9 protein-coding genes, 1 other RNA gene and 1 pseudogene are annotated in these 12,838 nt (G+C 43.5%); 6 read left to right on the top strand and 5 right to left on the bottom strand.

What is annotated here, in order from left to right; translation table 11 throughout:
- Nucleotide 1: 1 nt before the first annotated feature.
- Both rnr and smpB read left to right on the top strand, forming a co-directional pair.
- Nucleotides 2-2,269 (top strand): ribonuclease R, encoded by a 2,268-nt coding sequence (rnr, locus tag SATMO3_RS22300; protein WP_371371967.1) that lies wholly within the window; start codon nt 2-4, stop codon nt 2,267-2,269.
- Between the two features lie 140 nt (nt 2,270-2,409).
- Nucleotides 2,410-2,880, top strand: a complete 471-nt coding sequence (smpB, locus tag SATMO3_RS22295; RefSeq protein WP_371371966.1) for an SsrA-binding protein SmpB — start codon at nt 2,410-2,412, stop codon at nt 2,878-2,880.
- Nucleotides 2,881-2,884: 4 nt separating this feature from the next.
- On the opposite strand, the gene SATMO3_RS22290 is transcribed toward smpB, so the two are convergent.
- Nucleotides 2,885-3,805 (bottom strand): DMT family transporter, encoded by a 921-nt coding sequence (locus tag SATMO3_RS22290; protein WP_371371965.1) that lies wholly within the window; start codon nt 3,803-3,805, stop codon nt 2,885-2,887.
- A 178-nt stretch (nt 3,806-3,983) separates the two neighbouring features.
- On the opposite strand from SATMO3_RS22290, the gene ssrA reads away from it, so the two are divergent.
- The 4 genes from ssrA to SATMO3_RS22270 all read left to right on the top strand — a co-directional run bounded on the left by ssrA (nt 3,984) and on the right by SATMO3_RS22270 (nt 7,088).
- Nucleotides 3,984-4,329, top strand: a transfer-messenger RNA (tmRNA) gene (gene ssrA, locus SATMO3_RS22285).
- A gap of 410 nt (nt 4,330-4,739) precedes the next feature.
- On the top strand, nt 4,740-5,375 hold the full coding sequence (locus SATMO3_RS22280; RefSeq protein WP_371371964.1) for a hypothetical protein: 636 nt from the start codon (nt 4,740-4,742) through the stop codon (nt 5,373-5,375).
- A 265-nt stretch (nt 5,376-5,640) separates the two neighbouring features.
- Complete coding sequence (locus SATMO3_RS22275) at nt 5,641-5,862, top strand: hypothetical protein (protein ID WP_371371963.1); 222 nt, start codon at nt 5,641-5,643, stop codon at nt 5,860-5,862.
- Between the two features lie 866 nt (nt 5,863-6,728).
- Nucleotides 6,729-7,088, top strand: a complete 360-nt coding sequence (locus SATMO3_RS22270; RefSeq protein WP_371371962.1) for a hypothetical protein — start codon at nt 6,729-6,731, stop codon at nt 7,086-7,088.
- Between the two features lie 1,192 nt (nt 7,089-8,280).
- Here SATMO3_RS22270 and SATMO3_RS22265 read toward each other — a convergent pair.
- From SATMO3_RS22265 to SATMO3_RS22250, 4 genes and pseudogenes are all read right to left on the bottom strand, one after another.
- Nucleotides 8,281-9,441 carry a YibE/F family protein gene (locus SATMO3_RS22265; RefSeq protein ID WP_371371961.1) on the bottom strand — a complete coding sequence of 387 codons (1,161 nt, stop codon included), beginning with the start codon at nt 9,439-9,441 and terminating at the stop codon, nt 8,281-8,283.
- A gap of 62 nt (nt 9,442-9,503) precedes the next feature.
- Nucleotides 9,504-11,102 (bottom strand): alkaline phosphatase, encoded by a 1,599-nt coding sequence (locus SATMO3_RS22260; protein ID WP_371371960.1) that lies wholly within the window; start codon nt 11,100-11,102, stop codon nt 9,504-9,506.
- Between the two features lie 297 nt (nt 11,103-11,399).
- Nucleotides 11,400-11,612, bottom strand: a pseudogene (locus SATMO3_RS22255) (cyclodeaminase/cyclohydrolase family protein); the annotation flags it as partial.
- A gap of 15 nt (nt 11,613-11,627) precedes the next feature.
- Nucleotides 11,628-12,788 carry an iron-containing alcohol dehydrogenase gene (locus SATMO3_RS22250; RefSeq protein ID WP_371371959.1) on the bottom strand — a complete coding sequence of 387 codons (1,161 nt, stop codon included), beginning with the start codon at nt 12,786-12,788 and terminating at the stop codon, nt 11,628-11,630.
- Nucleotides 12,789-12,838: the final 50 nt, after the last annotated feature.

Below are 12,838 nucleotides of genomic sequence, written 5' to 3'. Positions count from 1 at the left end.
AATGGACCTTGCTGACAGAATTCTGGCGTTTATGCGCGAAGAGGCTTATAAGCCTCTGACTGCTGAAGATTTGGCCGGAGGTATGGAAGTTCGCGGCAAAGAACTGGAAGAGTTTTGGCAGGTATTGGACAAGCTTGAGGCAACAGCTGCTATTATTAAAACCCGCTATGGAAAATATGGCATACCTGACCGAATGAATCTTGTCGTTGGCAAATTTTCGGCCACTACCAAAGGCTTTGGCTTTATTTTACCCGAGAATCATGAACTGGACGATGTTTTTATTCCGCCAGACGCGATCGGCGGGGCTATGCATGGCGACAGGGTGGTAGCCCGCATGCATCGCCGCCACTCTTCCGGCAGAGCCATAGAGGGAGAAATTATCCGCATTGTCGATCGTGCTAACCGTAAGGTTGTCGGCACACTGGAAGCCAGCCGTAATTTCGGTTTTGTTCTCCCTGACGACCGCCGGATCGGGCGCGATATCTTTATACCCAAAGAGGAACTGGGGGGGGCTAAAACCGGGTGCAAGGTAGTTGTTGAAATTACCGAGTGGCCGCATAAGCAAAAAAGTGCCGAGGGTCGTATTGTTGAGGTTCTGGGCTGCCAGGGTGATCCCGGCATTGAAATATTATCGATTATTAAAAATAATAACCTGCCTACCGAGTTTCCGCCTGAAGTCGAGCGCGAGGCTGCCAGGGTAAATACCGTGATTACCGAAGAAGAATTATTGGGACGGCGGGATCTTAGGGATCAGAATATCGTTACCATTGACGGCGAAGACGCCAAAGACCTGGATGACGCCGTACATGTGGAACGACTTAAAAATGGACGCTATCTCCTGAGTGTACATATTGCCGATGTCAGTCATTATGTGCGGGAAAATACACCGCTGGATAATGAGGCCAGAGCCAGAGGCACCAGTGTTTATCTGGTGGATAGGGTTCTGCCCATGCTGCCGCCGCGGCTATCCAACGGTATCTGCAGTCTGAATGCCGGCGAGGACCGGCTGGCCCTGTCCGCCCAGATGGAGATTGACGGCCGGGGACAAGTTATCAATCACGAAATCTTCCCCAGCGTTATCCGGGTTAGAACCCGTCTGACCTACACGATTGTGCGCAAAATACTCGCTGATCACGATGAATTATTACGGGAAAAGTATGCCGAGCTTGTCGCCCCATTAGAAGAAATGGAACGGCTGTGCCGGATTCTGCGCGACCGCCGTATGCGGCGCGGGGCAATCGATTTTGATTTCCCGGAAATTAAAGTCAAACTGGATGACAAGGGGCATCCTATTGCCATTGAAAAACGGATTCGCAGTATTGCCGAATCCGTTATTGAGGAATTTATGCTTGTTGCCAATGAAACGGTGGCTGAACATATGCATTGGCTGGGCGTTCCGTCCATGTTCAGGGTACATGAAGAACCGGATGAGGAGAAGATGAACCGGCTCAACATTTTGCTCAATAACTTTGGTCAGCGTCTGCCCAAGACTGAAGAGATTCAGCCTATGGCCCTGCAAAAAGTGCTAAGTAAAATTGCCGGCCGCCCGGAAGAACGTATTATCAGCACGGTCATGCTGCGTTCCCTCAAACAGGCCCGCTACGATGCCGAGAACCTTGGCCACTTCGGTCTGGCCGCAACTTACTATACGCACTTTACCTCCCCGATCAGGCGGTATCCGGATCTTATCGTGCACCGGCTCATCCGGGAGACCTTTTCCACCGGTGATATTTCGGCCAAACGCCGTCAGAAACTGTCAGTCATGCTGCCAGAGATCGCGCTGCATTCCTCAACACGGGAGAGAGCTGCCGCCGAAGCCGAGCGGGCAACCGTTGACTTGAAAAAAGTCGAATATATGGCGCAGTTCATTGGCCAGGAGTTTGACGGTATTATCAGCGGGGTTACCGCCTTTGGCTTTTTTGTCGAGATAGACAACGGTGTTGAAGGCTTGGTGCACGTATCCAGCCTGGACGATGATTACTATCAGTATGTGGAGGAACAGTATGCGCTGATTGGCGAGCGCACCAGTACTATCTACCGGCTGGGTAACCAGGTGAGAATTGTGGTTGCCAAGGTAAATCCGGCTGAACGGACCATCGACTATATTCTGGCCAACACAGGGAAGCAATTGCAGGCCGTGGCAACCCGGACAGCCGATAAACCGCGCAGTAAGCCGGGAGAAAGAGGCGTCGGCAAGCCACAATCGATTACGGCCAGAAAGAAAACCAGTACCGCTAAGCCGCGCAAGCCAAGAACTCCTAAAAGATAGCAAGCCTGCCGGCATCCTGCGTCCCGGCGCTCATTGACGTAACCTGGAAGATACTATAAAATATTGGTATGTCCAGTACCGTGTATGCTGCTAAGCTTATAACAGCGCGGTACCAGTAAGAAGTGTAGAAGGTGAGAGCTGTGAGCAAGGAAGCAGGCATAAAAATAGCGGCGGAAAACCGTAAGGCCCGCCACGATTATCATATTCATGAAACCTATGAAGCCGGTATTGCGCTTACCGGTACAGAAGTAAAATCGCTCCGGGCCGGCAAGGCCAACTTAAAAGATGCCTACGCGCGCATCGACAATGCTGAAATTATGCTGCACAACATGCATATCAGTCCTTATGAGCAAGGGAACCGCTTTAACCATGAGCCGCTCCGGACCCGTAAACTGTTGATGCACCGTTATGAAATCAATAAACTGATTGGTAAAACCAAAGAAAAAGGCTATACCCTGGTACCTCTAAAACTGTACTTTACCAGAGGAAAAATCAAGGTTGAACTGGGACTGGCCAGTGGCAAACATACCTATGACAAGCGCCAGGACCTGGCCGAACGGGATGCCAAACGCGATATGGAACGCGCTCTGCGCGACAGGCAGAAGGAATAGCCCATTAGCTCTGCCGTTCTTCGGCCTTAAGCAGGCATTCGCCGCCGGTTTCAGTCCTTTTCCCAGCCCAAAGCTGTAATATGAGTATACCGCTGAGGATCAGTACGCCGCCGCCTACTTGCAGCGGCGTTATTGTTTCATTAAGCAATACAACGGATAGCAGTACAGTGATTACCGGTTCCATAGTGCTGATAATGGAAGCATTCGTAGCACCTACCAGGCGCATGCCGGCGAAAAATCCCATAATGCCGACAATGGTCGGCAATAAAGCAATGCCGATGATAGCCAGCCAGCCTGAAAGCGGCAGGCTGAAAATAAGTGAATTGGTAGCAACGCCGGCTACAACAAAAACAATAGCGGCAGATATACAGACATGAGTTGTTGTAACCATCGAATCAACATTTTTCAAAAGCCGGTTGCCGATTACAATGTACACCGAGTATACAATGGACGCTCCCAATCCCAAGGCACAGCCGAGCATACTGATATTTTCAATCGATACGCCAAGCACTAAAAACAGGCCCGAAAAACATATGGCAAGGGCAAGCCCTTTTTCCCAACTGTATTGTTCATCACCAATCAGAAACGACAGCACACTCACAAGCGCCGGATACGTGTACAGCAGCATGGCGGCCAGGGAAGCCGGCAGATACTGAATGGACAAGGCAAAGAGCATTGACATGGAACCATAACCCAGCCCGCCCATTAAAAACAGCCGCTTCATAAGTTCTTTCTCAACAATTAATGGGATACCGCGCCGCTTTAGGATAAATGCCAGGCAAAAGGACGCTAATATAAACCGGCCGGCTAATATCGTTATCGTATTTGCGCCGGCGGCATAAGCAAATTTAATAAAAATGGCTAAAGTGGCGAAACCGGCCGCTGATGCTGCCACCAGTAAAGCGCCGGCATGTTGCTGCTTCAATTACAATCACTCCTTTAGCCACAATATATTCGGTGCAGTTTAGGTTGTTTCCTGTAAGTGAGTGGAAATAATGGTAAAAGATTTATTTGGCTGGAAGTTATTTTTATGATATAATCTACTAATGATGAAGTGTATATAGTTTGCGCAAGTAAGTGTACCATTCCAGCAACCCACTAACGGGGGCGTACTGGTTTCGACAGGGGTAGTTATGGTATAGGTAGCGAGCCGGGGTTCCATCAGCCCGTCAATACGGTGGGAAATAGTAAACGCAAACGAAGATTACGCTTTAGCAGCTTAATGCTAACGTTCTACCTACGCACTCCCGCGGCCTAGGATAGGACGTCATTTAGTGGGATACCTGAGGCTCAATTCTCGGAGAGCCGACTGGGAAACTTTATCGAGATAGCACCAGCGCAGCCTGTCTGTGGGCGGCAACGGGGCGAATTTTAAATCACTGACTGCGCTCGGAGAAGCCTATGCAGTAATGCTCTTGGACAGGAGTTCGATTCTCCTCGCCTCCACCACAGCTTAAATGTCGCCTCCACCTGATATATAGTAGGTTTATAGCCTATTATATATAAGGTGGAGGTTTTGTTTATGCGTCTAACGTGTTACTACTGTGGAACTGAGTTTGAGAAAGAGGAAAAGGAAATCAAGCGGCAGAGCTGGTCGAACCAATAAGGTCAGGGTTGAATTATTTAAAAAATTGACTTAATAGAAGATGCTAAATAAGTCAATTACCATAATAACTCAAGCCTGACCCTGTTGTTCCTGCTGTTGTTCCCCCTGTTGTTCCCCGGTGTTTTTGTTACGTTCAAGGACAGACCGCGCAATTCGGGGAAGATGGCGTTGGACAAGTTTTTCACCTGCCTTTAAAGGATTTTAGGGGGAGATAGGGGAATACTGTCAAAAAAATGAAGTAGGGGGTGCAGCCTTGAAAAAGTTAACATTACTCTGTTTACTTTTAATTTGTTTTCAGTGTATCGGCCTTGCCGAAGATAAACCTTTTCAAAATGGTTCTACAAAAGAAGCTCTTAACAGAATCAATTCGCTCTTTGATGTATCACAACCGATTTTAGTAGCACCTGGTTTAACAGTATCTATGGAACATTTCATAACGCAAAATAGTATTTATAAGGCAGATAAAGAAACAGCTAATCAATATTTTTTTTACAGAAGCAAGAGTTGGTATGGAGATGTTACGTATTACTTTAAAGAAATTGTAGGATTTGAGCTATCTTTTACAAATACTTCTGATAAATTTTATAATATTAGCTGGTCTGGTTCTAATATGACCTTTGGAGATTTTTCAGGAATGCCTTTCATTTCCGGTATGAAATATATTGATGCAGGAAATCCTACCGCAACTCCTGATACTTTGTTACCACCAAATACGATTACAACATTGAAAATATACACAAAAAACCTTGAGTTTGATTCAGGTAATTGGACATTTAACGGTGAATTAATTCCAGTAGATAATTCTATGCAGCTTATTTTACATTTGAAAGCTATTAGTGATAATGTCCCAAATTATTACACAATAAAATTTTCTCATATTGGCATTTAGAATAATTAATTTTAGCGTTGCCACAATATACCGTGGCAACGCTATTTCTTACCCCGGTTGAAGTTCCTGGGGAACCAATGGGGTCAGGCTTGATTATTTGAAAAATTGACTTAATAGAAGATGCCCAATAAGTCAATTATCATGATAACTCAAGCCTGACCCTGTCGTTCTTCGGGGGGGATTTTTGTTTTTATGGCAAGTTTTTCTAAATGAATTCTAAGAATTGGTATATATAATTGCAATATAGAGAAAGAAATCTACATCAATGAAAAAGATGTTAGTTCTAATGATTGCAATGTTTGTTTTGTGCCTATCTTCAATGGTAAGCGCTCATGATAATCAACAAAGTTCAGTTCCAAATTATCAAATGCTGGCTGCTGCCGATCAACCACAGTTTGATCCTAACGACCCACATCATAAACAGCCTAAATCACATCATAAGCAGCAGCCTCAGAAACAACAACCACAGCCAGAGCAACCAAAATAAGATATTAAAATCATAAAAGCCCGTCTCTCAGCCTATTTGCTGTCCACTATCACTAGTTCAGTACTTTGGCTGGGGGATGGGCTTTCTATTATACCTATCCAAAACCACAGTTAGATGTACAATACTAAATCAAAATCTTCCATTACCGGAATCAATTCATTCGTGTCATTGGTACACCCTTCCAATTGCCTGCATCTTCATCCCAGATAAGCCATTCACCGGATAATTTAACTTTACCATTTTCTTGCCGCGCAATTCGCACATTACATTCGTCAACACTCCATTCGACGCATTCTGGAGTAATGAAATCGGTGATAATGAAAGCCGCATCCTCCGGGGTGCGGTTTCCTATTTTACTAAATAAAGGGGAATAGTGAATTAATCTTGAATATAAACCTTAGAAATATTCGGAGGTTAATTATGATTTTTAGGCATGAATGCGGTGGCCACGCCCATATCACTGGTACTGGAGTCGTGGCGGGATGGAATATATGTGTTTGTAGTAGATGTGGAGAAATATTTTATAAGTGGATTACTGCTAAAATGCTAGGCAAAGGATAATTAGCCGCTCACCCGAGGTGGTTTCCAGTTTTAAAGGTAATCCTAATATTAGTCAACGATAAGAAAATAACTCCTTAGAAAATCATACTTTTTTTATGCCTGGTTGTAGCGGCCAGGCCTCTTTTTTTATTTATTGGATGCCCATTCGGAAGGTAGTATCCCTATAGGAGGTGGGCAAGGCACGCACTAGATGTACTCCAATTGTTGGTTAATTTCCATTTATTTTCAATAAAATTCTAATTAACAGTTGTTATTATAGGTACATGGATGATTCAATAACAACAAATGTCTGGAGTGAGTGTTTCATGAAAATTATAGGTAAAAAGGTGATCACATACTCAATGCTTGGTTTAATGCAAGTTGGGATGTTCTCCTCGGTGGCCGCAGCGGCGCCAGGATCCTTACATAATGACGACTCACAGCGCATAGCATATCTTGATCGGGATGATAGGCGTGATGATGATCGTCAACGTGGGCATGACGATCGAAAACGCCAGGAGAACGAACGGCACGAAAGAGAAATGAAACGTCGGCCCAATGAAAGTGAACGAGACTGGCACAAACGGCAAAAGCAGGAGAAAAAGCGTCATGAGCAGGCGTTGCGCGATATTGCAGCTCTCTTGATTGGATTTGCAATTGGTTCTGGTTCGTCGAATAACGGATAAAAGTGATGAACCGCATCCTCTTGGATACGGTTCATCACTTTTAAGGAAATTTTAAAGTTGACCATTTATAATAAAGGCACTCCTCTTATTACATAAAACCATCATGTAGCCCGGTCAGCGTGCCGGGTTCTTTTTTATTATCACCGTAACAGATTTTTCTTGTGAATCATAAGATACAATGTACATCACATAACAAAGGAGGGGTTTTTATGGGATTTGGAGGCTTCGGTGGCTTCGGTGGTCGTGGTGGAGGTAGTTTCATCGTTATAATAATCATTATAATCATTTTATTACTATTCAGTTTTGAGGATGATTTTAGCTCAACTTGCTAGCCTAATCCACCACCCCAGATCAATACTTATTTGAAAGGCTATCTCCTTAGCGATGCCCGGCCCGTGTGGCCGGGCATCGGTTTTATTTTTAAGGAAATTTTAAAGTTTGCCATTTACAATAAAAGCACTCCTCTTATTACATAAAACCATCATGTAGCCCGGCCTGTGTGCCGGGTCTTTTTTGTCATCAATAGTAACAGATTTTTCTTGTGAATCATAAGATACAAAGTACATCACATCACAACACAAAAAAAGGCGGGATTTTTATGGGATTTGGAGGCTGTGGAGGTCGTGGTAGAGGTAGTTTTATCGTTGTAATAATTATTATAATCATTTTATTACTATTTTGCGGTTTTGAGGATGATTTTAGTTCAACCTGCTAGCCTAATCCATCACCCCAGATCATTACTTTGAAGGCTATCTCCTTAGCGATGCCCGGCCTGTATGGCCGGGCGTTTTTATATTACGATGTATGGTCGGTATTTCTATGTATTCCCACTTGTATTTGTGCTAATTCGAGTAATTGTACGGTTTTACAGACCTTTCTGACGGCAAGCTTATGCTTAAAAAACGACAAAGTTATTGTTAAAGTCACAGAAGAACCGCTAAATACCTGGGCTTAAGGGGTGCTTAGCGATTTTGTGCATGACTTTTCGAAAAGATTTTTTGATTCCTCCCTCAATTAGTAGTAAAACCCAAATTGCTATTTGCATCCCATGTGCAAATAGCAATTTTTCTCGTCTAAAAAAATGATTTTGTCAATATTATCGATTGTATTTGTAATGATACATGAAAACCGTTCCATCTTATCTATTCTGTATTCAGCCCTATTAAATAGGTATGAATGTAAGCATTTATAGTTATACAGACGCTTTAGCCGCACTGTCGTTTTTCCTGGCAAGCAAAGTAGCGCTGGTGACAGCAGTAAAAGGCGCAACGGTAATTAAGCCAAAACTTCCAATCATAGTATTTAATATTTCGGCTGAAATATAATTTAAGTTCAATATATTCATCACCGGCGTCCCCTGAGCTACAAATACCATCAACAAACCGATGTATCCGCCGGAGTAGGCCAATAGCAAAGTAGTGCTCATTGTTCCAATAACAGTCCGGCCAACGTTAAGTCCTGCTTTAATAGCTGCGGCTTTACTAATTGCAGGATTTGCTTCAATCACTTCATAAACTGCCGACGTAATATCTACGGCAACGTCCATTACCGCCCCCGATGAAGCAATAAAAATACTGGCAATAAATATTTCTGTCAGGTTAAGCTGAAAACCGGTGTACAGGAGACTTTCGGAATAATCCATAACAGCACCGTGAATTTTCGACATTTTAACAAAAATAATGGCCAATAGGGCCGTCAGACCGGTGCCTAAAAGCGATCCCATTGTCGCAGCAATGAAGCGCTTGTCAAAACCATATACCAAAATGATAATGGTTGTTGTCAGCATGGCTGTAATCAAAAGACCGCACAAAATTGGCTGATATCCTGCCAGCAAAAGTGGAATCAGCATTTTCCAAATGCAAAGAACAGTAAATAAAAAAGCTAAAATAGCCCGTACACCGATCCAACCAGCCAATACAATCAGCAGCAACATAAATGCACCGACAAGAAACACCTGATAGTTAAGCCGGTAATGATCTACCATGGATATTTTATAGACGCCCTCGCTTTGGCTTCCACCCACTGTAACGAGAGCAATGTCCCCTGCCTGATACTGCTTATCGGTTCCCAAAGAACCGGACAGCATATTCATGGCTTCGGCAACTGTTCCTTGATAACTGCCGTCCAGCAGCTCAACCATACACTGCTGTTCACCATACGCAACAATACCGGCTCTGTGGATACCGCTGTTGCTTACGGATATCACCCGGGCTTTTGAAGTTTCGAACTGCTTATATACGGGATTCACAAATCGATCCGGTATCATGATGAGTACAAGAACGGACAGCAAAACCACTACTGACGGTATAAATGATTTTGAAGCAACACACTTGATATAATATTTTCTTATCATAGTTAACCTCGCATAGTAATATTGCCGCCTTTCAATAAGAAAGGCGGCAGTCGCATCATCAATTAGCGCAATCCTACAAGAGATTTGATTTTCTTGCTAATGTCGGTATTATCATAGAACCCATTGAATACATCCTGTCCTGCCCCCAAGGCATACACGGCAACAGGGAGGCCGGTATGCGCAGTCGATGTCCAGCCAAGTCCTGCGCGGCTATTTAAAATACGGGTAATGACAATTTGGAAAGGTTCTTGGTCATACATGCTATAAGTAGTTTGGTATTCCTTATCGCGCTGACGCTGGTTGTATGGAATCATACTTACGGCATAAGCTTCACGCAACTGTGCGACTTCCTTAGCAGTCAAAACCAAAGACTGATCCTTCATGCCGGCAACCACAGGACCGTTAGGCAGCACTAGGCCAAAGAGATTTTTAACATCAGCCATTGCGGTTTCGAAAGGAACATTATTGTCGCGATATTGTTTTACATATTCGTCGGCGAACCTTTTAAATGACAGCTTTTGATTTTGGAGCAAATGAAGATATGTATCATATTGCGTGCCGTTATAGCCCATGGTGAAGCCGCCTGTTTCATGATCGCCTGTCACAATAATGAGTGTTTCCTTTGGATGCTTTTTGGCAAAAGCCACTGCTACATTAACGGCATTTTCCAGGTCCTTCACTTCCTGAATCGTTGTATAAGCGTCATTGGCATGGCCCGACCAGTCAATTTTGCCGCCTTCAGCCATAATAAAGAAATTGTCTTTTTCGCCTAGAACATCAATGGCTTTTTGTACATAATCTGCAAGTGCCAAATCGCTGGCATCACGGTCAATGTTATAATTGATGGCCACATCGCCAGGGTTGTCCAAGACGGGATTAATTGCAATTGTTTTGCCCGAACGGGAATTCAAAGCTTTTATGTCTTCATAAGTATTGGCTATATTATAGCCGGCCTGTTTAGCCAAATCGAACAGGTGGGTTTGATTCTTTTCTTTACCGGTAGGCTGTTTAAAACCGCCGCCGCCAAAGAAATCAAAGTTGCTTGCGATCAAGTCCAGTCCAATTTCATAGAAACTGTTCCGGTTAGGAAGATGCGCATAAAAGCCTGCCGGTGTTGCATGATCAAGTGAAACACTTGTCACAATACCGATCTTATAGCCTGATTGCGCTTTTAACTGTTCCGCAATCGATATAACGCGCTTGTTGTAAGGGTCAACGCCAAGCGCGCCATCTAAGGTCTTCACGCTGCAGGCGATGGCTGTTGCCGCGGAAGCTGAGTCGGTAATAAACTTGGAAGCATCATAGGTTGTGGCAGCACCAACAGCAGGAAAACTAACAAAGGAAGGCATTTCTGCGTTAGGAATGTTTTCACGTGTCGGCTTGTCCAAGGTTCCCACAAAATTATGGTCAACAGTTCCGTTATAATGGCCCAATGCTGTGGCTTGAGGGAAACTCATGCCATCACCGATAAATAAAAAAATATATTTCGGCTTTACGTTTGTAGGAGCAACATTGGTTTTAGCAATACTGGATATCTCCTGAGCAGTCCTTTGGTCGGATTGTGCAGTTATTGGTGAGTATCCTGTGACAAAGGTAATGCAGAAAAAGAATACTAAGCAAACAGCCATTAACTGCAGAAGTAAACGTTTCTTTTTAAACATAAACTATCTTCTCCTTTTAAATATGCTCAGATCACTATCTGGGAAAGCTGCTCTTGCCTGCTCGAAATAATCCGTCCACCCCTTTGTCAAGTTATTTGGCAAGCACAACTTTCCATCTTTTTTATTATAATATATACCATTTTCAGTTAAAAGTCTTTAAATTGAAAATATTAAGAAAATTCTTATTAGCCTATCTAGCAATTCGGGAGATAAGGGGAGGAGATACAGGAAGATAGACTAGATTGCGTTGAGTTTGATGAAAAACTGAAAAGATAGATGAATCAAAAGACCCATCGGCTAAAAAAGCAGCCGATGGGTTTTCTTTTGTATAATGTCGCATCCGGCAAGTTCGCTTGATAATGAATCAGCTTCGGCAAGAATGGCAGCTATTTCGCCCTGTACTTCAACATATTTACTGTGTCTACGGTGTAGCCGGCAAACAATTACTGTCGAGGCGCCGCCAAGCGTACCAACCAGCGCCGAGATACTGCCACCACTCGGAGCTGGTGAGTCAGAACCTGTTTTTTATTTTCCGTAATACACGGTTTCAAAAAGCTGTTTCATTTGTTCGACAGAAATATCTCTGGGATTTGTACCCGTGCATGGATCCTGGATCGCAAGTTCAGATATCTCATCCAGATGTGCTTTAAATAGATTTTCTGGTACACCAAATTCATTTAACGTCGACGGTATTTCAACTTTGGACCTTAAATCCTTCACTAACGCAATTAATGAATCTACCAGTTCGCTGTTGGTTTTTCCTTGTAAGCCCAGTCTTTTAGCAATATCCGCATAAGCTGCACCTGCGGTTTCTTCTTCTGCATTAAATGCAATGACATGCGGTAAATAGATAGCATTGGCGCAACCATGAGGAATAGCGAATAATTTTCCCGTCTTATGCGCCATAGAATGGACAATACCTAAAATAGCGTTCGAAAAAGCCATTCCAGCTAAACATTGCGCAATATGCATGTTTTTCCTCGCATTTGGATCTCCATTAAAGGATTTAGGCAGATTATCAACTGTCATTTCTATCGCTTTCATTGCCAAGCCATCGGTAATTGGATTGCGTACTTTAGAAACATAGGCTTCAAAGGCATGAGTCAAAGCATCCATTCCGGTATGGGCAACTAAAGTTTTTGACATGGTTTGTACTAACCCGGTATCAACTATGGCAACATCGGGCGTGATGTTATAGTCTGCAATAGGGTATTTAATTCCATTTTTGTTATCTGTAATTATTGAAAAAGCAGTTACTTCTGTTCCTGTACCACTGGTAGTAGGAATGGCAATAAACTTTGCTTTGGTTCTTAATTCAGGCAGGCTAAACGGCTTAGCGGCTTCTGCAAACGTGAAATTCGGGTACTCATAAAAAATCCACATAGCCTTGGCAGCATCAATGGGTGAACCGCCGCCGATACCAATGATTAAGTCAGGGTTAAATGTGTTGATTGCTTTAACGCCATTCATAACGGTTTCAACGCTGGGATCATTTTCAACACCGACAAATATTTGAGTCTCAATGTTAGCCTCTTTTAGCAAATTCTCGATCTTTGCAATTGTTCCGTCTTTGATTAAGCGTTGTGATCCAATTACTAAAAAAGCCTTTTTCCCATTAAGATGTTTCAAATGCTCTAACGCATTATCGCCAATATAAATATCCCTTGGTATGGTAAATCTTTGCATAGCTTCATTGACCTCCGACTATTTTTCTAGGTTACCCTAGTGATTCATAG

It is taken from the genome of Sporomusa aerivorans (assembly GCF_041428895.1).
Lineage (GTDB): Bacteria > Bacillota > Negativicutes > Sporomusales > Sporomusaceae > Sporomusa > Sporomusa aerivorans.
The sequence above is the reverse complement of the archived record's forward strand: the minus strand, read 5'-3'. Positions and strand labels throughout refer to the sequence as shown.